Source organism: Variovorax sp. AC103, assembly GCF_979254005.1.
Window position 1 is genome coordinate 129,210 of the sequence record NZ_CEEDFC010000019.1, and the last position, 23,621, is coordinate 152,830.

Sequence of the window (23,621 nt, forward strand, 5' to 3'; positions counted from 1 at the left end):
CCAGTCCGCTTCCCACATTCCAGGAGTCACGCAATGAAAGCACGCAAGATCCAAAGCCGCGCCGCACACGCACCCATGTTCAGCCGCAGCCGCATCGGCTCGGCCGTTGCGATGGCGCTGATCGCCGCCGCCGGCGCGCACGCGGCGGAGACTTCGGTCGACGCCGCCTACAACGGCACCGCCACCGGCACGCCGACGGTGAACGCCGACATCGACAACACCGCGAACGTCGGCGCCACCATCACCGGCGCCACCGTGGGCACGACCTCCACGGGCACGCCATCGAACCCGAACCCGGTGGCGGCGAGCACCACCGGCAACCTGATCGGCGCCACCGCCACCGGCAACAGCTTTGCCAATGCCATCCAGTCGCCCTCGCCCACGCCGGTGAACAACGCGGCCACGCTGGGCGTGTCGACCAACAGCGGCGCGATCAACAGCAGCGTGACCGGCAGCAAGCTGGCGCTGGAGTCCGGCGTGCTGCAGTCGGGCAGCGTGGTCAACGCGGACAACACCATCTCGGCGGCCACCACGCTCAACAGCGGCAGCTCGCTGGTGTCGGGCACCGCCGCCGTGGGCGCCGTGCCGCAAGCCGGCACCTCGGTGCTGACCTATCCGGCCGGCGCGCCGCTGTTCGACGCCAAGGGCAACATCGTGGTGACCACGCTGCAGGCGGCCACGGGCAACAGCTCCGGCGCACTGGTGTCGGGCAACACGGTCGACCTGCTGCTGACCGCGAACGCGGGCAACACGCTGACCACGGCGGCGGTGCTGGAGCGCAACTCGATCTCGGCCGTGCTGAAGGCCAACAGCGCCACCAGCACGGCGGACCTCCAGGCGGGCGGCGCACCGGCCTTCGCGGGCTCGGCGGTGGTCGCCAACCTGCAATCGAACGGCAACGGCATCCTCGCGGCCACGCACTCGGCGGTCAACACGGGTTCGGTCATCCTGGGGATCGTGAGCGGCGCGCCCATGGGCGGCGCCAATGTGCTGAGGGGTTCGCTGTCGGTGCAGGGCAATGAAATTTCCAGCGCGGCCACCGGCAACGAGGCACTCGGCGCCACCGCCGGCGTGGCGGGCAACCGCATCCTGGTGGGCGACGTCACGGTCGCGGGCACCGGCACGGCGGGCACGGACGCCAACAACAGCACCCACAACGGCGTGGGCGTTACCACCCGCGTGGACAGCGACCTGGCCATCGTCAACAGCCAGGGCAACATCGGCGTGTTCACCTTCGGCCAGACCGCGGGCGCGCAGATCCTGGCCGGCGTGCAGTCGATCCAGGGCGGCGCGCTCACGCTGGGGGACAACCGCGTCACGGCGCACGCCACGGGCAACACGGCGTCCAGCGCCATCGCCACAGGCACCAACGCTGCTTCGTTCACGGGCACGGCCGCGGTGTCGAACCAGCAGGCCAACTTCAATGCGCCGGTGACGGCCTTCATCCTGCCGTCGGTCATCGCGGCGCAGACCGGCGAGTCGCCCGGCGCAGGCCAGACCCAGGGCAGCACGGTCACGGTGGCCGGCAACACCTCGTCGGCCACCGCGCAAGGCAACCAGATCAGCCAGGGCCTCGCGCTGCAGGCCGCCGCGCTGAACATCGGCAACGCCGGCGCGGTGCTCACTGGCGGCACCAGTTCCGACGGGCGCGTGTCTGCCGGCGGCGCGGCCACGGTCACCAACCTGCAGGGCATGTATGACGGCGGCGTCGCGGCCCTGAACTTCGGCTCGCAGATCGCGCTGACCGTCAACGGCGGCGGCGCACCCATCGCGAACGACACGCTGGCATCGAGCGGCAATCGCCAGGAGGCAGTGGCACTGGGCAACGGGGCCAGCAGCACGCTGACCTTGTCGGGCAATGCCGTCGGCACGGGCGCGGGCATCGCGAGCGTGCAGATGGCCGACGCCAACTCCGGCGTGGGCGCGGGGCTGAACGACGCGAAGGCGTGGATCGGCGTGAACGGCAACGTCACCGGCGGCTCGGTGGCGCTCACCGACAACCTGCAGCGCGCCATTGCCTACGGCAACTCGGCGACGAACACTGTGGGCGTCACCGCGGGCAACCTCGCGGTGGCTCCGGGCGCGGGAACGCCGGCCTCGGCCGTCACGGTCGACCTGGCGAACGGCCTGGCCTTCGACAACACGGCTGCCACGCAGCCCACGGTGCGCGCGGCCTACGGCATCCTGAACGACCAGTCGGTGCAGGCGAACATCAACAGTTCGGCGACCGGGGCGAACACGGTGGCGCTGACGGTGGCCGGCAGCGCCGCGGGCGCCAGCGTGGCGAACGACCGCAACGCGCTGGTGGCCGCCACCTACGGCAACGACGCGGCCAACGGCCTCGCGCTGAAGGTCAACAACCTGAGCGGTGCGAATGCGTCGGTGGCCAACGTCACCAACACGCAGGCGGTGGCGGGCAACGCCACCAACATCTCGGCCATTGCCGCCGGCGGCACGGTGGTGCGCACCACGGTGGGAGGCGCGCTGTCGGGCGGGTCGGTCTCCAGCTCGGGCAACACGGCGCAGGCACTGGCCTTCGGCAGCCGCGCCACCGGCAACACGGTGCAGGTGAGCGGCAACAACATCGACACGGCCGGCTTCGCGCTGAGCGGCGCCACGCTGACCGGCACCACGCTGAACACCAACGCCGCCTTCAGCGTGCAGAACGCGCAGTCGGGCCAGGGCAGGGTAGAGGCCCAGCGCGGCGGTGGCGCCGAAGTGCTGACCACCATCGGCGGCGCCGTCGCCAACGCGAAGGTGGACGCCGACGGCAACACCACGCTGGCGGACGCCACCAGCAACAGCGCAGCCAACGGCGTGGGCCTGAACGCGGTCGGCGTGGCGACCACCACCGCGGTGCAGAACCTGCAGCTCACCAGCGCCTCGGTGTTCTCCATCATCGGGCAGGAAGGTGCGTCGCTCGCCACCAAGGACGGCGTGCGCGTGGTGATGGACGGCGCGAGCATCCAGGGCTCGCAGGTGAGCGTCGACGGCAATGCGGCCGGCGGCTCGGCCACGGGCAACGCCGCGGTCAACCGCATCGACGTGAAGGGCAACACGGTCGCGGTGGGCAACGGCCTGCCGCTGGGCGGCGCGGCCAGCTTCGGCGGCGTGACGGGCGCGGTGTCGGACCACGCGCTGTCGAACATCCAGCTGGTGACCGGCACCACGGTGTCGTCCAAGGTGGCGGCGGCCTTCGGTGTGGACACGGCGCCGGGCGCCGCGATCGGCAGCGCCACGCTGAGCGTTTCGGGCAACACGCAAAGCGCCAAGGCCGTTGCCAACACTGCGAGCAACGCGGTGGCGCTGGCGGGCAGCGACGTCTCGGCGCGCGCCGCGCTGCTGTCCGCGCAGGGCAGCACGGCGGCGGTGGTGTCGCGTTCGTTCACGCAGGCCTTCGCGCCGGCTTCGGTGTCGGGCTCGTCGGTGCGCATCGCCAACAACGCCAACACGGCGGTGGGTGGGATCAACGACGTGAGCAACACGCTGGCGGTGACGGGCGGCACCTCGGGCGGCCTGGGCATTCCCGCGGTCATCCTGCAGGGGCCGGGGCCGGCCTCGAGCCTCGCGCTGGGTGACCTGGCGCTGGTGAACATCCAGTCGGCCGGCACCTCGGTCACGGCCATGGCCGACACCGCGCTCTACAACGAAGACCGTGCCGTCGCCGGCAACGCGGGGCTCGTGAACAGCAGCTTCGCGATCACCGGCAATTCGACCTACGCGGAGGCCCCGGCCAACCGCGCGACCAACGCGGCCTCGTCGAGCGGCGGCGCGTCGCAGTCGGCCAAGGTCGCGGTGCTGAACGCACAGGACAGCAGCGCAACCGTGGCCGCCAGCGGCAACAGCGTGGCCCGCCTGACGCTCACCGGCGCCAACGCGCTCGTGGGCAGCAGCGCCACGCTGGAGGGCAACGGCAATGCCGTCGCCGCCACGGGCAACGCGGCGACCAACAGCATCGACGTGAAGGGCGGCGCCCTCGTGGGGGGCCTGCTCCCGATGGCTGTGGCGGCGGCAGGGCCGGGCGTCCAGGTGCTGGCCACGGCCGACCAGGCCCTGGTGAACGTGCAGCAGGGCAGCGGCGAGGTGACGGCCACCGCCACGGGCGGTGTGGGCATCCGCAGCGCGGCGCTGTCCGGCGTGGGCAGCTCCACGTTGAGCGTGTCGAACAACAGCCAGAGCGCCAAGGCCGTGGCCAACACGGCACTCAACAGCGTGAGCCTGGCGGGCTCGAACGTGGCGGCGCGCTCGGCGCTGCAGTCGACCCAGTCGGGCAGCGCGCCGGTCACCGCGTCTTCCACGCTGGAACTGTTCGCTCCGGCCGCGTCCATCGCCTCGACGGTGCGCCTCTCGGGCAACAGCAACACGGCCCTGGCCGTGACCAACGACGCGACCAACACGCTGAGCGTGAGCGCAGCCAGCACGCTGCCGCTGGGCGCCTCGGGCACGGCCACGCTCAACGAGACCGGCAGCGCCGACAACGTGGTGGCCACCGGCGACCATGTGCTGTCGAACCGGCAGTCGGCCGCCGCGGCAGTCTCCAGCACGGCCAGCACGTCGGTCCGCAACGATGACGCGGCGGTGCCCGGCACGCAGGGCCTGATCAACGGCGCGCTCACCATCTCGGGCAACAGCACCTTCGCCGAAGCCGCTGCCAACCGCGCGACCAACACCGCCACGGTGGCGAGCAGCGCGACGCAGGGCGCCAGCAGCGGCATCGTGAACGTGCAGGGCAGCACGGCCGGCGTGACGGCCACGGCCAGCACGGTGGCGAACGCAACGCTCGCGGGCGCGGTGCCGCTCAACGGCGGCAGCATCTCGCTGGACGGCAACACCACCGTGGCACTGGCGCGCGGCAATGCGGCGACCAACGTGCTGGAGTCCAGCGGCGGCAGCGGCTACGGCGCGGCGGCCACCGTGGGTTCGTCGAGCCTGGCTGGCGCGCCGCTGGCGCTCAACGTGGGCGCCAGCGCGGCCATCCTGAACAGCCAGACCAACGCGGGCGCGGTGTCGGCGACCAGCACGGGCACGAGCTACCAGGTGGCGCTCAACGCGACCGGCGCGGGTGTGTCGGGTGGCGCGGCGGGTGTCACGGGCAACACGCTGGCGGCGCAGGCCTTCGGCAACAGCGCGACCAACCGCGTGACGCAGACGGCACTGAACACCGGCGCGCCGAGCGCGGCCATCGCCAACTACCAGGTCAACACCGGCCCGGTGACGGCCACGGTGAGCAGCGTGAACTTCGGCGTGGGGATCTCGGGCGCGGTGGGCAACAGCACGCTGCGCACGACGGGCAACCAGATCACGGCATCGGCCACGGGCAATTCGGCGGTGTCGACGATCTCGGCGCGCTGATCGCTCGCCAGGCGCCTTGCGCGCAAGCCGCGGGTCTTCGGGCCCGCGGCTTTTTTCATGGGGCTCAGCTCTTGGGTTGGGGCTGCGGCCTCGATGGCTGCTTGAACTCCGCGCAGTAGTCTTTCTCGGGCAGCGGCGGCGTGCGCCAGGTCTTGTCGTATTCGCCGGGCACCACCTCGGCGGTGGCCGGCGCGGCCATCAGCCGAACCGCGGCGAACTTGACGTCGTCAGGCAGGTGCTGCGGCACGCCCAGCGTGCGCACCACGTGGCCCGCGCCGGCGATCAGCAGCACGGTCTGGCCCGGCTTGCGCGCCTTGACGATGGCCTGTGCCATCGCGCGGTCGCGGCCGACCTGGATGCGGGTCATGGGGAGGATCTGCGACGCGGGGAGCATGCCGCAGTGGCCGTCGCGCACGGCGTCCTGCTGGGCCGTGTAGGCCTCGCCGTTGAGTTGCACGTCGAGCGAGACGTCGGCCATGGCGTCCTTCATGCGCACGCGCGGCATGTTGGCGCCGACCACCGGCACACCGGCGCGCACGGCGGCCATCACGGCGGGACCGTAGTCGCTCCAGGGCCAGGCCTTCTCGCTCCAGTCGAGGGCGGCGCGCACCTGGGCTTCGGTGGCGGTGGGAGCGACATGCGCGGTGCTGCGGCCTTCCTCGGCCATCTCGAGCGCCAGCGCGGCCAACTGGCCGCGCGCGGCGAGCGCCTCGACGGCCTCGCGTTCGATCACGTGGTGTTCGGGCGCGTCGTGCTGCTCACCGAGCAGCAGGGCGTCGACCGGCTGCAGCGCGGCAACGCGCCTGGCGATGGGAGCGTCCGGCGCATCGGCGCCGCCGGACACTGCGGCGCAGCCCGCGAACGCGGTGGCGGCCAGCACGGGGAACAGGAAACGGGAAGCCCGAACGGGCCAGTGTTGGAGAGGCATCGCGCCATACTATGCCCCCGGCATGCGCGCGCCTTGCCGTCCAATTCCGCCTTTCCCTGTCGTCCCTTCTGTTGTCCTTGCCTCCCCGTTTTTTCGTTCGCGTGCTGGCCACGCTGCTGCTGGCGCTCGCCGCGGCGGGCGTCTGCCTGGCGCTGCGCACGCCCTTGCCCTGGATGATCGGCCCGCTGGTCGCGGTGTCGCTGGCCTCGATTGCGGGTGCCCCGACGGCCAGCCACACGCCGCTGCGCAACGCGGGGCAGTGGACCATCGGCACCGCGCTGGGGCTGTACTTCACGCCGCACGTGGTGTCGCTGGTGGCCAGCGTGTGGTGGGCGATCGTGCTGGCCATTGCGTGGGCACTGCTGCTGGGCTGGGGTTTCGGGCGCTGGCTGTACCGGCTGCATGCCGCTCGCATGCCGCATGTGCCGGAGCGATCCATGAGAGCCACGACTTACTTCGCGGGTGCCATCGGCGGCGCGTCGGAGATGACGCTGCTGTCCGAGTCGGCCGGCGCGCGCACCGACCTCGTGGCCGCCGCACACAGCCTGCGGCTGGTGGTGGTGACGGTGACGATCCCCTTCGCGATGCAGTGGAGCGGGCTCCACGGCCTGGAGATCAACCCGTCCGGCGCGCGCGAGGTGAACTTCGGCGGGCTGGCGCTGCTGGCGGTGGCGACCGGCCTCGGCGGCCTGGCGATGCGGGCGCTGAAGCGCACCAACCCGTGGTTCATCGGGCCATTGCTGGTGGCGATGGCCTTCACCGTGGCGGGCCAGTCGCTGTCGGCGGTGCCGGGATGGATGTCGAACGCTGCCCAGTTGGTGATCGCGGTGAGCCTGGGCGTGCGCTTCAGCCGCGAGTTTCTGCACACCGCGCCGCGCTGGCTGGGCTCGGTGGTGCTGGGCACGGTCGGCATGCTGGTGCTGTGCGGCGGCGTGGCCTGGTTGCTGGCCTGGGCGACGGGGCTGCACCCGGCCACGATGATCCTCGGCACCTCGCCTGGCGGCATTGCGGAGATGTCGATCACGGCCAAGGTGCTGCAGTTGGGCGTGCCGGTGGTCACGGCGTTCCAGGTGTGCCGGCTGGTGGCGGTGCTGCTGATCGTCGGGCCGATGTTCCGGTGGATCTACCGCTGAAACGGCCGTTGAATGAAAAAAGCGCCCCACAGGGCGCTTTTTGTCGCTGGAGAGCGAAAGAGGCTCAGTGCACCAGCACCGGCGTGTGGGCCAGTTCGGCATAGCCTTCGAGCGTGTCTTCCACTTCTTCCTGGGTGGGGGTGTTGAGTTGCCAGGCCGCGATTTGCTGCTGGAACAGCTCGGCCCACGAGCCGTCGAGGTAGACCTCCTTGCCCGAGCGCTTGTCCACGATCTCGAAACCGTGGCGTTCCAGGACGGGCATGTTGGGCAGCACGGGCTCGTCGCCCTCGTTGGGCTGCACGTGCACGACGACGAAAGACTCCGAGTCATAAAGCATGTTCATGGCGGGCCCAGTGAGGATGTCGATGGCGTTCATGGAGGTTAGATAGCAATCAACGCGCCAGTTTCAAGACAGGTTGTCATTTTGTAAAACCAACAGGTTAATTCTCGCGTTTCACTTCAATGACGTGACTTTCTCCTCAGTTCGACGGCCCCGCAGGCAGGGATTCGCGCAATTCCATGTCGGCGAAGTCGCCGTTGGGCTGCGTCTGCTTGATCCGTACCGGCAGGTAGCCCATCGACGGTGCGAGCCAGACCTCGAGCTTCACGTCGAAATCCCGGCGCGGGCTGCGGGTGAGCTTGCGCACCGTGTATTCCCCGGCCTGCACGGTCACTTTTTCTTCGTTTTCGATGTTGAAGACCCAGGTGCCGGCCTCGCGCGTGCCGGCCGTCTGTACCGTGATCTGGCTGCCCCCGGGGTAGCGCCCCGGGTTGCCCGCCAGCAGGCCGCCGAGCTGCATCACCACGCTGAGCCGGTCCTGCGCGCCGGGCAGCAGGGGCACGGACGGCGCGTTGTTGCTGAACAGGATCTGCCCCTGGTCGCGCACGAAATGCGCCGCCACCTCGCCCTTGCGGCTTTCGGAATAACGCTCCGGCTCGATGCCCGACGGGCCGATGCGGCCTGTGCTGTGTTGGCTGAGGATGGTGGCGAACAGCAGCTTGAGCGTGAGCCGCGCGTCGTAGGTGCTGCCGTCCTGCAGCCATTCCAGCGTGCCGAACACGCCCTGCATCGGCGAGGCGCCGCGCTGGCCCGTGGCCGAGAACGACAGCTTGACCGAGCCCGGAATGCGCAGCGACTGCGTGCCGGCGATGTTGCCGGAGGTCGGGCTGGCGCCCGCCGTGCTGCCGGGCGCACCGTCGCCGGTCCCGCCCGCCGCCGTGGCCGCACCCGCCGTGGCACTGGCGCTGGCGGGGGCTTCGGGCGCCGTTGCGCCTGAATCGGTAGCGGCTTGCGCAGTCAGGTCGGGCGTGTCGGGGTCCTTGGGCGCCGGCGCGTCCGGTGGCGGGTCCGGCGCAATCTGCGTCTGGGCCACCTGGGGTGCACGCTTGGGCTTGGGCACCGACGGCGCGCGCGGGCGGCGCGGCTTGGGCGGCGCCGGAGCGGCGGCGGGTGGCGCCGTGGCCTTTTCCGCAGCGGGCGGTGCGATCACGATGGTGCGCGTGATGAACTTGTTCGCCAGCGGCGAGGGCTCGGGCCCGAGGGCCGTCGGCGCCAGGCCCAGCACCAGCAGGTGGACCAGCGCCACCGCCAGGGTCAACGCGCCCAGCACCCGCCAGGGCGGACGCCCGGGCGGGCCGGCAGGCAGCGAAGGGGGCGCGACGAGCGTCGACATCGGTGTGTGGAGTGGGGCGTTGGCGCGGAGGTTCACCAAGACCACCTCGGTACACTGCCGCCCGTTCAACCAGTTTAAGTGGGAGCGGCGCGCGGCCTCGTGGCCGCGCCGCGCCTTCCCTCACGCATTCACGCAGGCACGCACCGCATCATGAAACTCGCCACCCTGAAGGACGGCTCGCGCGACGGCCAGCTCGTCGTTGTCTCGCGCGACCTCACGCTCGCCCACTACGCCACCGGCATCGCGAGCCGGCTGCAGCAGGTGCTGGACGACTGGGGCTTCATGAGCCCGCAGCTGCAGGAGCTGTACGACGCCCTCAACGCCGGCCGCACGCGCCACGCCTTTCCGTTCGACCCCGCCCTGTGCATGGCGCCGCTGCCGCGCGCCTACCAGTGGGCCGACGGTTCGGCCTACCTGAACCACGTCGAGCTGGTGCGCAAGGCGCGCAACGCCGAGGTGCCCGAGAGCTTCTACCAAGACCCGCTGATGTACCAGGGCGGCAGCGACGACTTCCTCGGCCCGACCGACGACGTCGTCGTGCCCAGCGAAGCCATGGGCATCGACTTCGAGGCCGAGATCGCGGTGATCACCGGCGACGTGCGGATGGGCGCCACGCCCGAGCAGGCGCTCGAAGGCATCCGCCTCGTGATGCTGGCCAACGACGTGAGCCTGCGCAACCTGATTCCGGCCGAGCTGGCCAAGGGCTTCGGCTTTTTCCAGAGCAAGCCCGCCACCGCCTTCAGTCCCGTGGCCGTCACGCTCGACGAACTCGGCGAGGCCTGGCAGAAGGGCCGCGTGCACCTGGCGCTGCACAGCAGCTGGAACGGCCGCAAGGTCGGCATGTGCGACGCGGGCCCGGACATGACCTTCCACTTCGGCCAGCTCATCGCGCACATCGCCAAGACCCGCAACGTGCGCGCCGGCAGCATCGTGGGCAGCGGCACCGTGAGCAACAAGGGCGTGGAGAAGAAAGACGGCCAGATGGACTGGCCCAAGGGCTACTCGTGCATTGCCGAGAAGCGCTGCATCGAAACCATCCAGGGCGGCGCGCCCGTCACCGAGTTCATGAAGTTCGGGGACACCATCCGCATCGAGATGAAGGGCGTGGACGGGCGCTCGCTGTTCGGTGCGATCGACCAGGAGATCGTGTCGACGGCAGGGCGTGCGAAGGAGGCGCCGGTGTCGTTGGCGAAGCCGCAGGCCGAGGACGTCGCCGAAGACTGACCCGGCGCGCAACGCTGCGTGCCCCTCGCTCGCCGAGAGCGGCCCGCTTGCCATGGCTATGATCCTGCCGCTGCTGCGACGAGTCTTCAATTCGTCCGGCAGCGCGTCCGGCGGCTGCATTCCGCGGCCGCCATTCATACCTAGAAAAACGGGAGTTTTCCAATGCGTTATTTGCCTGTTGCCGCCGCCGTCGCGGCCTTCGCCCTTGCGGGCTGCGAAACCATGAAGAACGCCGACACCGGCGCGCTTACCCAGGCGGGCGGTTCGGCCTTCAAGGCCATGTCGCTGAGCGACGCCGATGTCACCACGATGTCCGACCAGTCCTGCGCCGCCATGGACCAGAAGAACCAGATCGCGCCCGCCGGCAGCCGCTACGCCACGCGCCTGAACCAGGTCATCAAGCAGATGCCCACCACCGTGAACGGCAAGACGGCCAACTACAAGGTCTACATGACCAAGGACGTCAACGCCTGGGCCATGGCCAACGGCTGCATCCGCGTCTACAGCGGTCTCATGGACCTGATGAACGACGACGAACTGCGCGGCGTGATCGGCCACGAAATCGGTCACGTGGCGCTGGGCCACTCGAAGTCGCGCATGCAGACCGCCTACGCCGCCTCGGCCGTGCGCGGACTGGCCGGCGCTGCCGGCGGCGTTGCGGCCCAGCTGTCGCAGTCGCAGGCCGGCGACCTGGGTGAGAAGTTCGTCAACGCGCAGTTCTCGCAGGCCAACGAAAGCGCGGCCGACAACTATTCGTTCGACCTGCTCACCGAACGCAAGCTCGAGCGCAAGGGGCTGGTCAGCGCCTTCGACAAGCTGGCGAAGCTCGGCGGCGGCGGCTCCGGCAGTTCGCTCATGAGTTCGCATCCGCCTTCGGCCGAGCGCTCGGCGCGCATGCAGAAGCGCCTGGACGCCGCCAAGTAAGCGCTACGCGCTCTGCGTCAAACGCATCAGCAGTTCCTTTTGCGAACGGATGCCGAGCCGTCTAAAGGCCCGGTACTGATGCGTGCGCACGGTGGTCAGCTCCACGCCGATTTCCCGTGCCGCCTCCTTCGCCGTCCTGCCCGCCATCAGGTGCCCGATGACCTCGCGCTCGCGCAGGCTCAAGGTCAGCAGGCGCGAGGCGAGGGCCGGCTCCACCGCGCCCCGCACCGCCACCGCACTGCGCCCGTGGGCCGCGGTGGCGTCGGCCAGCAGCGTGGCGTGCGCTTCGATCAACGCGAAATCTTCCGCGCCGAACTCCGGCTGCGCCAGGCTGCGGTAGAAGCTCACGGCCACGCGCAGCCCGGTCGGCAGCAGCAACAGCACCGACGCGCGCTCGCGGATGCCCACGTCGCCGTAGCAGGCCGCGCGGTACGCCGGGTCGGCCACTTCGTCGGCGCGCTGGTGGCCCAGCCACAACTGCGCGCGCCGCGGCAGCTTGCGCGCGGCAAGCCAGGCCATGTTGGGGTCGAGCTGGTCGAAGCGCTGCGCCACGTAGCGCTCCGACGTGCGCTCGGCCGTGCTGCCGTAGCTGCTGGCCGCCGACACCGCCTCGATGCGCCCCGCCGCACTCACGGCGAACACGGTGCAGAAGGTCATCGGCATCACGCGCTGCATGGCCTTCAGGTAGCTGGTGGCCAGGTGCGCCGTGCCCACGCCGGACAGCACGTCGCCGACCACGGCGGCGGCCAGTGCGGTGTCGGTGGGGTGGAGGCGCCAGCGTCTCATGCGGAGTGAGTAAGAAAAAGCGAGGGTAAGTACCTCGTACGAAGTTATGACATTGCCGCGGCCTGCGCATCGGGACAATCCCGTCGCATGACGAACCCTTCCGCAGCCGCCCCGGGCGACGCCGCCAGCGGCCCCGTGCCGCCGCCGGCCAGCACCACCCAACTGCCGCCCTCCGTGGGCGCCTTCCACTACACGCGCTACAAGCCGTGGACGCCGCCGCTGGAGCAGGGCGAACAGCGGGGCGTCGAGCCCGGCCGCCATCCGGTGGTGATCGCCGGCGGCGGGCCGGTCGGCATGGCGCTGGCGCTCGGCCTGGCGAACCACGGCGTGCGCTGCGTGATCCTCGAGGCCGACGACACGGTGTGCGTCGGCAGCCGCGCGGCCTGCATCTCGCGGCGCAGCCTGGAAATCATGGCGCGGCTCGGCGTGCTGGAAAGCTTTTTGGCCAAGGGCCTGCCGTGGACCGGCGGGCGCAGCTACTACAAGACGGCGGAGGTGTTCCGCTTCGAGATGCCGCACGACGCGCAGCAGAAGCTGCCGCCGATGATCAACCTCGAGCAGTACTACGCCGAGCACTACCTGCTGGAAGAGATCTTCCGCCGCAACGAGCAGACGCCGGGGCTCATCGACATCCGCTGGGGCACCGAGCTCACCGGCCTCGCGCAGGACGACGACGGCGTGACGCTGGACGTGCGCAACGCCGAGGGCGCCTACCGGCTGCACGGCCAGTGGCTCGCGGCCTGCGACGGCGGCCAGAGCTTCGTGCGCAAGGCGCTGGGGCTCGCGCTGGAAGGCACGGGCTACGAAGGCCGCTACGTGATCATCGACATCGAACTGCACAGCGGCCATCCGACCGAGCGCCGCGCCTGGTTCGACCCGCCGTGGAACCCGGGCTCGACCGTGCTGATGCACCGCCAGCCCGACGACATCTGGCGCATCGACTACCAGCTGCGCCCCGGCCAGAGCACCGAAGAAGCGCTGCAGCCGCCGGCGGTGGCCGAGTTCGTGCAGCGCCACCTCGACGCCATCGGCGAAGGGCACCTGCCGTGGAAGACGGTGTGGACCTCGGTCTACCGCGCGGGCGCGATGACGCTCGACAGCTACCGCCACGGCCGTGTCGTGTTCGCCGGCAACGCGGCGCACGCCATGCCGATCTTCGGCGTGCGCGGGCTCAACTCGGGCTTCGACGACGCGGACAACCTGGGCTGGAAACTGGCCTTGGTGGCCAAGGGGCTGTCGAGCGCGGCGCTGCTCGATTCGTACTCGCAGGAACGCATCGCGGCCTTCCATGTGAACGCCGAGAACGCGATGCGCAGCACCGAGTTCATGTCGCCGCCCTCGCGCGGCTTCGACCTGCTGCGCGAGGCGGCGCTGTCGCTGTCCGAGGCGCACCGCGGCATTGCGCAGCTGATCAACCCGCGCCAGACGCAGGCGGTGCGCTATGCCGATTCGCCGCTGTCGAGCGCGGGCGACGTGTTGCCGGCCGGCCCGCTGCCGGGCGAGGTGATGCCCGAGCAGCAGCTGGCACGCGGCCACCTCACGGACCTGATCGCGCCGACCTTCACGCTGCTGGTGCTGCGGCCCGACGTGGCGTTGCCGCCGGCGGCCGACATCGCGGCGGCGCAGCAGGGCGCGCTGCCGTTCGCCGTGCGCACCGTCGCCGGCCCGGGCATCGACGGCGCGGATGCGCACGCGGCGCCCGCCGTCTTCGAAGCGCTGGGCGCGCAGGACGGCGCGGTCTACCTGCTGCGCCCCGACGGCCATGTGGCCGCGCGCTGGCACCGCCTGCCCGCGGGCGCCCTGCAACCCGCATTGGCACGCGCCGCATCGGCTGCATCGGCCGCACAGGAGCTTTCCGCATGACCGCCACACCCCTGCACCCCGACGCCCGCGACCGCCTCTATGCCGAGTGCGCGCGCGCCATCAGCGAGGCGGGCACCGAGCGCGAATCGCTGTTCCTCGCGCGCCTGGCGCTCCTGCTGTTCGAGCAGGTCGGCGACGAGGCGCGCTGCCGCGCCGCGCTGGCCGACGCGTTGCACGCGCTGCCCGTACCATCGCTGTCCGCTTCGTGAAACAAGCCTGCTTCTGCCTATCTACAACTGGAGACTGATCCATGGATCGCCGCACCCTTCTCGCCACGCTCGCCTCCGGCGCCGCCGTGGCCGCCTCGCCCTTCGCCCATGCGCAGGAATACCCCCAGCAGCTCGTCAAGTGGGTCGTGCCGTACCCGGCGGGCGGCGGCACCGACGTGATCGCGCGCGTGCTGGCCGAATCGATGCGCCAGACGCTGGGCCAGCAGATCGTGGTCGACAACCGTCCCGGCGCGTCGACCAACATCGGCGCCGACTTCGTCGCCAAGAGCAAGCCGGACGGCTACACCATCCTGTCGGCCGACAACGCCCTGCTGGCCTTCAACGAGCACCTGTTCAGCAAGCTGCCCTTCAGCCCTGAAAAGGACTTCACCTACATCGGCGCGATCGGCAAGTTCCCGCTGGCGCTGGTGGTGCACCCTGACTTCCCGGCGAAGACCTTCAAGGAATTCCTGGCCTACGTGAAGGCCAACCCCGGCAAGGTGAACTACGCGTCGCCGGGCAACGGCTCGCCGCACCACCTGGCCATGGAAATGTTCAAGGTGCGCACCGGCACCTTCATCACCCACATTCCGTACCGCGGCGCCGCGCCGGCCATGGCCGACGTGATGGGCGGCCAGGTGCCGTGCATGTTCCTCGATCTGGCCTCGGGCCTGGGGATCATGCAGAGCAACAAGGTGCGTGTGCTGGCCATCGGCTCGGGTGCGCGCAACAAGCTGCTGCCCAACGTGCCGACGCTGGCCGAGGTGGGCGTGCCCAACTCCGAGGTGTTCGCCTTCCAGGGCATCCTGGGCCCGGCCGGGCTGCAGCCGGCGGTGGTGAACAAGCTCAACGCCGACCTGAACAAGGCCTTCGGCACGCCGGCCGTCCAGAAGCGCTTCGACGATTTCGGCATGGAAGCCATGCCCGGCACGCCGGCGCAGTTCGCGGCGCTGTCGCGCGCCGAGTCGAAGCGCTGGGGCCCGATCATCAAGCAGGCCGGCATCAAGCTGGACTGATGCCGGCGGCGTTCTCTTCTCTCTAGCGGGAGAACGCCTTGCGCGAGCCGTCTTCGAAGACCTCGTCGTCGCGCTGCAGCTCGCCGTTCTCGTCCCAGGTGCGCTCGCGCGTGATGCGGCCCTTGGCGTCGAAGGTCGATTCGGCCAGCAGCGTGCCCTTCTCGCTGAAGCGCTGGTGGGTGCCCACGGGAATCTGCCGGCCGCGGCTCACCACCTGGTAGCGGCCCTGCGCGGCGCGCTCGCCGCTGTCGTAGAACTCGGTGATCTCCACCGTGCGTCCCTCGCCGGTGCTGCCGCTGTAGGTCGACTTGCTGGTCGGCTGGCCGTTCAGGTAATAGCTGTCGTCGCCGATCGGCTCGCCCGCGCTGTTCCAGCGCTGGTCGCGCACCAGCGTGCCTTTTTCCGAGAAGGCCTGCTCGCGAATGCGCACGCTGGTGCGCTCGGCCAGCAGGTACACGGTTTCGCGGCGCTTCACGCCTTCGGATGAGTAGTTCTGCTCGGTCCGCTGGTTGCCCACGGTTTCGTCGAGCACCGCGGTTTTGCCGTTGTCGTAGAAGCTCTGCGAACGCACGCGCTTGCCCGACACGTACGACAGCCGCGAGCGCAGGTTGCCGCGCGCGTCGAACAGTTCGACCTGCGACGGGCCGACGCCCGCGAAGCCGCAGAGCCTGGCGTCGTCGACCACCGGCGCGAGCGCCGGCGCGTCGGCGCAGCGCAGCGCCGACAGCTGCCCGCGCTCGGTGAACTCGACCGATGCGCGCTCGCTGCCGTTGCCCGTGTCAGGGTAGAACGCGGCGCGGCGCAGTTTGCCGTCGGGGTAGAAGCTGCGCACCAGGCCGCGCTCCTGGCCGTCGTCGTAGGTGCCCTCGCGCAGTACCTTGCCCGTGGGCGAGAACTCGCGCGCGCGTCCCTGGATGTTGCCCTTGGCGTTGACGCTGTGCTCCTTGGCCAGCTTGCCCTTCTCGTAGATGCGCACCAGCCCCATCAACACGCCGTTCTGCACCTGCTGCTCGCGCTGCAGCTCGCCGCTTTCGCGGTCCTTGCAGCGCAGCAGGCCGGTCTTGCCGGCCGTGGTGGCGCCGTTGGCCGGGTTCACGCTGCGGCCGTCGAGCTCGCAGTCCTGCTGGGCGTGCGCCGCGGCCGCGCAGAACAGGGGCACCAGCGCCGCCAGCCCGAGCCGCAACAGGCGCCCCGCGGTGCCCGGCACAGCGGCGGGTCTGCGGGGGGCGGCGCGGCGCGGTCTCATTTGTCGTAAAGCGTGGCCAGGGAACGGAATCCCTTGACCTCGATCGGATTGCCGAACGGGTCATGGAAGAACATCGTCCATTGCTCGCCGGGCTGGCCCTCGAAGCGCACCTGCGGCTTCAGCACGAACTCGGTGCCGGCGGCCTCCAGGCGCGCGGCCAGGGCCTGCCAGTCGGGCAGGGCGAGCGCAAGGCCGAAGTGCGGCATCGGCACCATCACGTCGCCGACGCGGCCGGTGCGGGCGGTGGCGAAGGGCTCGCCGAGATGAAGCGAAATCTGGTGGCCGAAAAAGTCGAAATCGACCCAGGTGTCGGTGCTGCGGCCCTCGGCGCAGCCGAGGACGCCCCCATAGAAGCGGCGGGCGCCGTCGAGGTCGCGAACGTGAAAGGCAAGGTGGAAGATGCTCTGCATGGTTTTGGATTATGGGCAGCGGTGCTGTGAGAATGCCGGACTTTCTTTCATCGTGGAGCAAGCCTTGCGGATACTCCGGACCCTGGTTGCACACATGCGCAACATCGACTTTTCGGCGCCTGTGCGCCTGGCAAGAAATCTCCAACGGCTGCCGCGCCAACTCCTGGCGGGCGCCTGCTGTGTCTTTACATTCGCCGCGGCGCACGCCGCCTGCCCGCCCTCGGCCATCGCCAGCCTCGAGAAGCCCGGCACCACGCTGCGCAACGGCGTCGACCGCGGCATGCTCTGGCGCATCGAGCGCGACGGGCGCACCTCATGGCTCTACGGCACCATCCACATCGGCCGCGGCGACTGGGTGCGGCCCGGCCCGACCATCCAGAAGGCGCTGACGCAGAGCGACACCCTCGCGCTGGAGCTCGACTCGCGCGACGAAGCCACCGCCGCCGCCATGGCTAAGCCCGCCGACCCCGAGGTGCTCGGGCGCGTGCTCAGCGGCGAGCGCGCGCGCCGGCTGGCGCGACAGAACGCCGAGGCCTGCGTGCCGCCGGGCGCGCTGTCGAAGCTGCAGCCCATCCTGCAGGTGACGGCGCTGGCCGGCCTGGTGGCGCGCGCCGACGGGCTCTATCCCGAGTTCGGCGTGGACGAAACGCTGGCCGTGGCCGCCCGCAACAGCAACAAGCCGATCGTCGCGCTCGAAAGCGCGGCCGCGCAATTGAAGGTGCTCACGGGCGAATCCGAGGCCGAGGAAGGCGAGCAGATCGACGCGGCGCTCGACGAACTGGAGTCGGGCAAGCTGCGCGGCCAGCTGAAGGAACTGGCCGACGTGTGGGCCCGCAGCGACGTGGGCAAGCTGGGCCGCTATGCCGAATGGTGCGACTGCCTCAACACGCCCGCCGAGCAGCGCCTGACCAAGCGCCTGCTCGACGACCGCAACCCGAACCTGGCCGACGGCATCGAGCGTTTGCACGCCGGCGGCAAGGGCGTGTTCGCGGCCGTGGGCGCGCTGCACATGATCGGCCCGCAGGGATTGCCCACGCTGATGGCGGCGCGCGGCTTCACGGTGACGCCGGTGCTGACCGATGTGCAGGCGCAAACCGCGGCGCCGATGGCGGCGCTCGCGGCGCCGTCGCCGGCCCCCAGGGCTGTGCGCGGCGGCAAGGCCGTGAAGGGCCAGCGCGGGCCGAACGGGCAGAAGGGCGCACCGGCTGCTGCCGCCAAGGGCGGCAAATCGGCCAAGGCGGCGCCCGCGGTCAAGGGCGGCAAAGTCACGGCCAGGGCGCCCGCCAAGGCGGCTTCCAAGACCGCCGCCCCTGCCGCCAAGGGCAAAGTGCGCAGATAATCGCGCCCGCCATGCACGCGCTGCGCCACCCCACCCGCTTTCTCGGCCTCATCGGCCGCGGGGTGCTGCTGTGGTTCGTGCTGTCGCTGGGCGCGGCGGTGGCGTCGCCGCTGGTGCATCCGCAGGCGATGGAGCTGGTGTGCTCCAGCGTCGGCTCCATCAAGGTGGTGGTCCACACCGAGGACGGCACGCAGGCGCTCGGCGCCTCCCACATGGACTGCCCGCTGTGCGTGCTGACCGGCGCACCGCCGCCGGCCCTGTCGGTGCCCGCTTTCGATCTCCCCTTGCCGCTGGGCCGCCTGGTCCAGTCGATTCCCGCCACGCGCCTGGCCGCCGCCGCCGCGCCCCTGCCGGCGCGCGGGCCCCCGACTTTCTCCTGACGCTCTCGAAACCATAGCTGCCTACGCATGAACGACGTGCGTGTCCGGCTTTTTGGGCTCGAAGTTTCGAGCGCGACCTGAACGGTTGGGCACGGCGCAGAACGTCGATGCCATCCGCACGCGCATGCCCGAAGTGGTACTGAACGCGGTCGACGTGGGCGCGCTCCCGCCCCTCGCCGCGCAACACACCTGCCTGGCTGAACTCAGGTTCGACCCATGACGCTCTCATTCCAACTGCAAGGACCCGACATGACCAAGACATCGATGATCACTCTCAAAACCATAGCGGCATGCGCAATGCTGACGGGCGCTGGCGCCACTCTTGCACACGTCACGCTGCCGCCGGGCAGCGCCACCGTGGGCAGCGACTACAACGCCGCCTTCCGCGTCGGCCACGCCTGCGAAGGCGCCAAGGCCACCACCGGCCTGGCGGTGCGCCTGCCCAAGGGCTTCGTGCTGAGCGACGCCCAGGCGCGCAAGGGCTGGAAGCTCGACGTGACGAAGAACGGTGACGGCGAAGTGCGCTGGAGCGCCGAGACGCCCGGCAATGCGCTGCCCGGCAGCGAGCGCGCCGAGTTCGTGCTGCGCGGCAAGGTGCCCGCCACGCCAGGCACGCTGTGGTTCAAGGTGCTGCAGACCTGCGACACCGGCGTGGCCGACTGGGCCGAGGTGCCGGCGTCGGGCAGTTCGACGGCGGGCCTGAAGAGCCCGGCCGCCAGGCTGAACGTGGTGGCGCAGGGCGTGGCCACGGTCGATGTGCAGGGCGGCTGGGTGCGCCAGTCGGTGCCGGGCCAGAGCGGTACGGGTGCCTTCATGAAGCTGACCGCGCCCACCGGCACGAAGCTGGTCGGCATTTCGACCCCGGCGGCCGGCACGGCCGAAGTGCACGAGATGAAGATGGAAGGCGACGTCATGAAGATGCGCGAGCTTCCGGGCGGCCTCGACCTGCCCGCGGGCCAGACCGTCGAGCTCAAGCCCGGCGGCTACCACGTGATGATGATGGACCTGAAGGGCGCCCTGGCCAAGGGCGCGAGCGTGCCCTTCACGCTGAAGTTCGAGGACGCCAAGGGCGTGAAGACCGCGCTGGACGTGTCGCTGCCGGTGGGTGCGCCCGAAGGTGCCGATGCCGCCGGGTCGGCGCACCAGCACAAGCACTGACGCACAGGCCCCGATCGACGGTTTCTAGAGCAGTTCGTCGGGCGCAAGCGGCCCGAAGAGCTTGAGCATCAGCCGCAGCGTGGTGCTGGTGTCGGGCTCGGTGGTCGCGTCGGGCAGCTTGCTGTCCTTGGGAGCGCGCCACACCAGCGAGCCGTCGACCAGCTCCACGTGCCACGAGCGCTCGGCCATGCCGCGCTCGATCTGCTCGGACGCCGCGCGCGACAGCTCGTTGCTGCGGATCAGCAGCGCGATCTCGGTGTTCTGCAGCTGCGAGCGCAGGTCGAGGTTCATCGAGCCGACCACCAGCAGCCGGCCGTCCATCACCAGCACCTTGGAGTGCAGCATGGCGCGCGATGCGCCGGCGATGCTGCCCGTTCCGCTGCCGCCGCCGCCGCTGCTGCCGGTGGAGCCGAAGACGCTGCCGAAGCTGGTCTGCTCGCTGCGCAGTTCGTACAGCTCGACGCCCATCTTCAGCAGCGCCTCGCGGTGGCGCGCGTAGCCCACATGGGCCACCGGCGCGTCGTTGGACGCCAGCGAGTTGGTCAGCACGCGGATGCGCACACCCCGCGCGCGCGCCGCGGAAAAGGCCTGCAGCATGTCCTTGCCGGGCACGAAGTAGGGCGAAATGATGAGCAGGTCGGTGCGCGCCTGGCCGATCATCTGCAGCAGGCCTTCGACCACCGTGTCGCCGTTGGCGGCCAGGTCGGAGGCGGCTTCCAGCGAGGCCACCCGGCGCGACGCATTCGCCTTGTCGTCAGGCTGGCTGACCACGAGGCCCGGCGCCTTCGCGCTGTCGGGGCCGGAGGCGGAATCGGCGGCGATCTTGCCGGGCTTGTCGGCCAGCATCACGGCCGGCGCCCAGACGAAGGTGGCGGTGCGCAGGTCGAGCGCTTTCTCGTCCCAGGCACGGGCGCGCTGCTCGGGCGTGGGCGGCGCGTCGGCGCTGGGCTTGTCGTCCGGGTCACGGGCGGCTTGCGCGACCAGCTCCTGGTCGGCCTTGCTCGCGCGCTCGCGCGTCGCCTGCAGCTCTTCGCGCGTGACCAGCGACTGCACCGGGTAGGCGCGCTCGTTGTTCCAGTAGCTGTCGAAGCTGCGCGACAGGTCCTGCACGATCGGGCCGGCCGCCAGCACGTCGACATCGACGAAGTTGCCAGTGGTCGCGTTGCCGAAGTAGGCGTCGCCCAGGTTGCGCCCGCCCGTGACGGCGAGCACGTTGTCGGCCAGGAACAGCTTGTTGTGCATGCGCTGCTGGATGCGCGAGGCGTCGTCGATCGAGTTGAACAGGCGGCTGAAGCTGGAGTCGCGCGAGCCGGCCAGCGGGTTGAACAGCCGCATCTGGATGTTCGGGATGAAGGCCAGTCCCAGCACCAGGGCGTCGCGCCCGGTGGTGTGGAAGTCGTCGAGCAGCACGCGCACCCGCACGCCGCGCTCCGCGGCCGTGCGCAGGCCGCGCACCAGGCGGGCGGTGCTGGCGTCGGCGTGGATGGCGTAGTACTGCAGGTCCAGCGTCTTCTGCGCGCCTTCGATCAGCGCGAGCCGGCTGCCATAGGCGGCCTGCGGTCCGCCCAGCAGCAGGAAGCCGGACTCGTAGCGGGCCTTGTCGGCCTGGCGCCGCTGCTGCACCAGGTCGGCCAGCGCGGTGCCGGTGGCCGGGGCGGCGATTGCGGTGGAAACGGGTCGATCGACGTTCTGCGGCAGTTGCGCGCACGCGCCCAGGATCAGCAGCGCCAGGAGCGCGGTGGACCGGCGAAACAACGTCTGGAAGGAAGAAGGCATGCGGCTTTTCCGGGGCTTGGAGAGGGAAGCCGCATGTATAGCCTAGTCGGCGCCCGCCGCGCGTCGGACGGGCGGACGACCGGCATCCGCGTCAGCGCGTGACGCCGAGTTCTTCCTGGCGTTCGAGGGCTGCGAGCAACTCGTCGTCGATCTTGGCGTGGCGCTCGGCCAGCTCGGTAGCGCGCGAGGCATCGGTGGCGTAGAGGGCGCCGCCGTCGAGTTCGAGCATTTCCGTGATGCGCTTCTGCTCGCCTTCGAGGGCTGCGATCTGGGCGGGCAGGGCCTCCAGCTCGCGTTGTTCCTTATAGGAGAGCTTCTTGCGCGCACCTGCCGCCTTGGGGGCGGCGGCTTCGGCGGCCGGGGCGGGCGCCGAAGCCGCCGCAGGGGCGGGCGCCGCGGCCATTCGCTGCTCGGCGATCTCGCGGGCGCGCTTGGACTGGATCAACCAGTCCTGCACGCTGCCTTCGTATTCGCGCCAGCGGCCGTCGCCTTCGTAGGCGATGGTGCTGGTCACCACGTTGTCCAGGAAGGTGCGGTCGTGGCTCACGAGGAACACGGTGCCGTCGTAGTCCTGCAGCAGGCTTTCGAGCAGCTCGAGGGTGTCGATGTCCAGGTCGTTGGTCGGCTCGTCGAGCACCAGCACGTTGGCCGGGCGGGCGAACAGGCGGGCCAGCAGCAGGCGGTTGCGTTCGCCGCCGCTGAGCGAGCGCACCGGGGAGTTGGCGCGCGCGGGCGAGAACAGAAAGTCCGACAGGTAGCTCTTGACGTGCTTGCGCTGGCTGCCGATCTCGATCCACTCGCTGCCGGGGCTGATGAAGTCTTCCAGCGTGGCGTCGAGGTCAAGCTTGTCGCGCATCTGGTCGAAGTACGCCACCTGCAGGTTGGTGCCGCGGCGGATCTTGCCGCTGTCGGGTTCGAGCTCGCCCAGGATCAGCTTCAGCAGCGTGGTCTTGCCCGCGCCGTTCGGGCCGAGCAGGCCGACCTTGTCGCCGCGCAGGATGGTGCCGCTGAAGTTGCGGATGACGGTCTTCTCGCCGAAGGACTTGGTGGCCTCGGTGAGCTCGGCCACGATCTTCCCGCTGGACTGGCCGGACGCCACGTCCATGTTCACGCTGCCCTGCACTTCGCGGCGCGAGCTGCGGCTGGCGCGCAATTCCTGCAGACGGGTGATGCGGCTCTGGCTGCGGGTGCGGCGCGCTTCCACGCCCTTGCGGATCCAGATCTCTTCCTGGGCCAGCAGCTTGTCGGCCTTGGCGCTGATCACGGCCTCCTGGGCGAGTTGCTCTTCCTTCTGCAGGAGGTATTGCTCGAAGTTGCCGGGGTAGGAGTTCAGCTTGCCCCGGTCCAGCTCCACGATGCGGGTGGCGACGCGGTTCAGAAAGCTGCGGTCGTGGGTGATGGTGACGACGCTGCCCTTGAAGTCGATCAGCAGCTGTTCGAGCCACTCGATGGAGTCGAGGTCCAGGTGGTTGGTGGGCTCGTCCAGCAGAAGGACGTCGGGTGCGGCCACCAGGGCCTGGGCCAGGGCGACGCGCTTGCGGGTGCCGCCGGAGAGGGAGCCGACGCGCGCATTGCGATCGAGGTGGAGGCGGTGCAGCGTCTCTTCGACGCGCTGCTCCCAGTTCCAGGCGTCGAAGGCTTCGATCTTCGACTGCAGGGCGTCGAGGTCGAGGCCGTCCGCACCGGAGAGATAGAGGTCGCGCACCGCAATGACTTCGGCCAGGCCCTGGCTGGCGGCGGTGAACACGTCGGCATCCATGTCGAGGAGGGGTTCCTGGGCCACGTAGGCCACACGGAGGTTCTGCTGCAACTGAAGGGTGCCGTCGTCTGCCTTCTCGAGTCCGCCCAATATCTTGAGCATCGATGACTTGCCGGCGCCGTTGCGGCCGATCAGGCCGATGCGCTCCGATTCCAGAAGAGAGAAGTCCGCGTGATCTAGCAGGGGGACGTGACCGAACGCCAATTGGGCGTCGAGGAGTGTGATGAGTGCCATGTGGGGAGGATTATCGGAGGACGCACTGGACAGGGCTTGGAGCACATCGCTGTGTGCCGTTCTGAAGAAGGGCGACTTGAACGCAATTTTGTTCGCGTGGGGTTGCCGGGCTCATTTCCTGGCATATACTTGCTGGCTCGACTGACAGTCACTGCAAGGTGTTTGAGGCGATGGGTTCTTCGGAGCTGATTGCGAGTTGGTTGGGTGAAAA

At 70.1% G+C, this 23,621-nt stretch carries 18 protein-coding genes; 10 read left to right on the top strand and 8 right to left on the bottom strand.

Annotated features, from left to right (window positions below; genetic code table 11):
- Nucleotides 1–33: 33 nt before the first annotated feature.
- Nucleotides 34–5,352 carry a beta strand repeat-containing protein gene (locus tag AC0IYU_RS24930; protein ID WP_472122300.1) on the top strand — a complete coding sequence of 1,773 codons (5,319 nt, stop codon included), beginning with the start codon at nt 34–36 and terminating at the stop codon, nt 5,350–5,352.
- Between the two features lie 64 nt (nt 5,353–5,416).
- Here AC0IYU_RS24930 and AC0IYU_RS24935 read toward each other — a convergent pair whose 3' ends face one another.
- Nucleotides 5,417–6,280, bottom strand: a complete 864-nt coding sequence (locus tag AC0IYU_RS24935; protein ID WP_472122303.1) for a ChaN family lipoprotein — start codon at nt 6,278–6,280, stop codon at nt 5,417–5,419.
- A gap of 77 nt (nt 6,281–6,357) precedes the next feature.
- Between AC0IYU_RS24935 and AC0IYU_RS24940 the strand changes: the two genes are divergently transcribed.
- On the top strand, nt 6,358–7,413 hold the full coding sequence (locus AC0IYU_RS24940) for an AbrB family transcriptional regulator (RefSeq protein WP_472122307.1): 1,056 nt from the start codon (nt 6,358–6,360) through the stop codon (nt 7,411–7,413).
- Between the two features lie 64 nt (nt 7,414–7,477).
- Here the strand turns inward: AC0IYU_RS24940 and AC0IYU_RS24945 are convergent, their stop codons facing one another.
- Together AC0IYU_RS24945 and AC0IYU_RS24950 are read right to left on the bottom strand one after the other, a co-directional pair.
- Nucleotides 7,478–7,756: a BTH_I0359 family protein gene (locus tag AC0IYU_RS24945; protein ID WP_472122310.1), complete on the bottom strand. Its 279-nt coding sequence runs from the start codon at nt 7,754–7,756 to the stop codon at nt 7,478–7,480.
- A 136-nt stretch (nt 7,757–7,892) separates the two neighbouring features.
- Nucleotides 7,893–9,086 (bottom strand): DUF3108 domain-containing protein, encoded by a 1,194-nt coding sequence (locus tag AC0IYU_RS24950; protein ID WP_472122312.1) that lies wholly within the window; start codon nt 9,084–9,086, stop codon nt 7,893–7,895.
- Nucleotides 9,087–9,236: 150 nt separating this feature from the next.
- Here AC0IYU_RS24950 and AC0IYU_RS24955 point away from each other — a divergent pair, with 150 nt between their 5' ends.
- Both AC0IYU_RS24955 and loiP read left to right on the top strand, forming a co-directional pair.
- Entirely contained in the window at nt 9,237–10,310 is a 1,074-nt protein-coding gene (locus AC0IYU_RS24955) for a fumarylacetoacetate hydrolase family protein (RefSeq protein ID WP_472122315.1), read from the top strand.
- Nucleotides 10,311–10,472: 162 nt separating this feature from the next.
- A complete protein-coding gene (loiP, locus tag AC0IYU_RS24960; RefSeq protein WP_435441053.1) occupies nt 10,473–11,234 on the top strand; it encodes a metalloprotease LoiP in 762 nt (253 codons plus the stop codon).
- Nucleotides 11,235–11,237: 3 nt separating this feature from the next.
- On the opposite strand, the gene AC0IYU_RS24965 is transcribed toward loiP, so the two are convergent.
- The gene (locus AC0IYU_RS24965; RefSeq protein WP_472122318.1) at nt 11,238–12,020 is read right to left on the bottom strand and encodes a helix-turn-helix transcriptional regulator; all 783 of its coding nucleotides are present in this window, start codon (nt 12,018–12,020) and stop codon (nt 11,238–11,240) included.
- Nucleotides 12,021–12,107: 87 nt separating this feature from the next.
- Here AC0IYU_RS24965 and AC0IYU_RS24970 point away from each other — a divergent pair, with 87 nt between their 5' ends.
- From AC0IYU_RS24970 to AC0IYU_RS24980, 3 genes are read left to right on the top strand one after another with little or no spacing between them, the layout of a single operon-like run.
- The gene (locus AC0IYU_RS24970) at nt 12,108–13,883 is read left to right on the top strand and encodes an FAD-dependent monooxygenase (protein WP_472122322.1); all 1,776 of its coding nucleotides are present in this window, start codon (nt 12,108–12,110) and stop codon (nt 13,881–13,883) included.
- A complete protein-coding gene (locus tag AC0IYU_RS24975) occupies nt 13,880–14,092 on the top strand; it encodes a hypothetical protein (RefSeq protein ID WP_472122325.1) in 213 nt (70 codons plus the stop codon). The genes AC0IYU_RS24970 and AC0IYU_RS24975 overlap by 4 nt, the downstream gene beginning before the upstream one ends.
- A 41-nt stretch (nt 14,093–14,133) precedes the next feature.
- Nucleotides 14,134–15,108 carry a Bug family tripartite tricarboxylate transporter substrate binding protein gene (locus tag AC0IYU_RS24980; RefSeq protein WP_435487480.1) on the top strand — a complete coding sequence of 325 codons (975 nt, stop codon included), beginning with the start codon at nt 14,134–14,136 and terminating at the stop codon, nt 15,106–15,108.
- A gap of 22 nt (nt 15,109–15,130) precedes the next feature.
- Here AC0IYU_RS24980 and AC0IYU_RS24985 read toward each other — a convergent pair whose 3' ends face one another.
- Both AC0IYU_RS24985 and AC0IYU_RS24990 read right to left on the bottom strand, forming a co-directional pair.
- A complete protein-coding gene (locus AC0IYU_RS24985) occupies nt 15,131–16,315 on the bottom strand; it encodes a toxin-antitoxin system YwqK family antitoxin (RefSeq protein ID WP_472122328.1) in 1,185 nt (394 codons plus the stop codon).
- A 35-nt stretch (nt 16,316–16,350) separates the two neighbouring features.
- Nucleotides 16,351–16,764 carry a VOC family protein gene (locus AC0IYU_RS24990; protein ID WP_435441047.1) on the bottom strand — a complete coding sequence of 138 codons (414 nt, stop codon included), beginning with the start codon at nt 16,762–16,764 and terminating at the stop codon, nt 16,351–16,353.
- 94 nt (nt 16,765–16,858) lie between these two features.
- Here AC0IYU_RS24990 and AC0IYU_RS24995 point away from each other — a divergent pair, with 94 nt between their 5' ends.
- The 3 genes from AC0IYU_RS24995 to AC0IYU_RS25005 all read left to right on the top strand — a co-directional run bounded on the left by AC0IYU_RS24995 (nt 16,859) and on the right by AC0IYU_RS25005 (nt 19,641).
- The gene (locus tag AC0IYU_RS24995; protein ID WP_472122331.1) at nt 16,859–18,103 is read left to right on the top strand and encodes a TraB/GumN family protein; all 1,245 of its coding nucleotides are present in this window, start codon (nt 16,859–16,861) and stop codon (nt 18,101–18,103) included.
- Between the two features lie 11 nt (nt 18,104–18,114).
- Entirely contained in the window at nt 18,115–18,483 is a 369-nt protein-coding gene (locus AC0IYU_RS25000; RefSeq protein WP_472122333.1) for a DUF2946 family protein, read from the top strand.
- Nucleotides 18,484–18,732: 249 nt separating this feature from the next.
- Nucleotides 18,733–19,641, top strand: a complete 909-nt coding sequence (locus AC0IYU_RS25005) for a copper chaperone PCu(A)C domain-containing protein (protein ID WP_472122336.1) — start codon at nt 18,733–18,735, stop codon at nt 19,639–19,641.
- A 24-nt stretch (nt 19,642–19,665) separates the two neighbouring features.
- On the opposite strand, the gene AC0IYU_RS25010 is transcribed toward AC0IYU_RS25005, so the two are convergent.
- Nucleotides 19,666–21,417: a phospholipase D family protein gene (locus tag AC0IYU_RS25010; protein WP_472122338.1), complete on the bottom strand. Its 1,752-nt coding sequence runs from the start codon at nt 21,415–21,417 to the stop codon at nt 19,666–19,668.
- Nucleotides 21,418–21,508: 91 nt separating this feature from the next.
- Complete coding sequence (locus tag AC0IYU_RS25015) at nt 21,509–23,410, bottom strand: ATP-binding cassette domain-containing protein (RefSeq protein ID WP_472122341.1); 1,902 nt, start codon at nt 23,408–23,410, stop codon at nt 21,509–21,511.
- Between the last annotated feature and the right edge of the window lie 211 nt (nt 23,411–23,621).

Bases quoted from the DNA above. Each gene is read 5' to 3' on its own strand.
- AC0IYU_RS24930 (WP_472122300.1), top strand. From the start codon at position 34: ATGAAAGCACGCAAGATCCAAAGCCGCGCCGCACACGCACCCATGTTC.
- AC0IYU_RS24935 (WP_472122303.1), bottom strand. From the start codon at position 6,280: ATGCCTCTCCAACACTGGCCCGTTCGGGCTTCCCGTTTCCTGTTCCCC.
- AC0IYU_RS24945 (WP_472122310.1), bottom strand. From the start codon at position 7,756: ATGAACATGCTTTATGACTCGGAGTCTTTCGTCGTCGTGCACGTGCAG.
- AC0IYU_RS24950 (WP_472122312.1), bottom strand. From the start codon at position 9,086: ATGTCGACGCTCGTCGCGCCCCCTTCGCTGCCTGCCGGCCCGCCCGGG.
- AC0IYU_RS24955 (WP_472122315.1), top strand. From the start codon at position 9,237: ATGAAACTCGCCACCCTGAAGGACGGCTCGCGCGACGGCCAGCTCGTC.
- loiP (WP_435441053.1), top strand. From the start codon at position 10,473: ATGCGTTATTTGCCTGTTGCCGCCGCCGTCGCGGCCTTCGCCCTTGCG.
- AC0IYU_RS24965 (WP_472122318.1), bottom strand. From the start codon at position 12,020: ATGAGACGCTGGCGCCTCCACCCCACCGACACCGCACTGGCCGCCGCC.
- AC0IYU_RS24970 (WP_472122322.1), top strand. From the start codon at position 12,108: ATGACGAACCCTTCCGCAGCCGCCCCGGGCGACGCCGCCAGCGGCCCC.
- AC0IYU_RS24975 (WP_472122325.1), top strand. From the start codon at position 13,880: ATGACCGCCACACCCCTGCACCCCGACGCCCGCGACCGCCTCTATGCC.
- AC0IYU_RS24980 (WP_435487480.1), top strand. From the start codon at position 14,134: ATGGATCGCCGCACCCTTCTCGCCACGCTCGCCTCCGGCGCCGCCGTG.
- AC0IYU_RS24990 (WP_435441047.1), bottom strand. From the start codon at position 16,764: ATGCAGAGCATCTTCCACCTTGCCTTTCACGTTCGCGACCTCGACGGC.
- AC0IYU_RS24995 (WP_472122331.1), top strand. From the start codon at position 16,859: ATGCGCAACATCGACTTTTCGGCGCCTGTGCGCCTGGCAAGAAATCTC.
- AC0IYU_RS25000 (WP_472122333.1), top strand. From the start codon at position 18,115: ATGCACGCGCTGCGCCACCCCACCCGCTTTCTCGGCCTCATCGGCCGC.
- AC0IYU_RS25005 (WP_472122336.1), top strand. From the start codon at position 18,733: ATGACCAAGACATCGATGATCACTCTCAAAACCATAGCGGCATGCGCA.
- AC0IYU_RS25010 (WP_472122338.1), bottom strand. From the start codon at position 21,417: ATGCCTTCTTCCTTCCAGACGTTGTTTCGCCGGTCCACCGCGCTCCTG.
- AC0IYU_RS25015 (WP_472122341.1), bottom strand. From the start codon at position 23,410: ATGGCACTCATCACACTCCTCGACGCCCAATTGGCGTTCGGTCACGTC.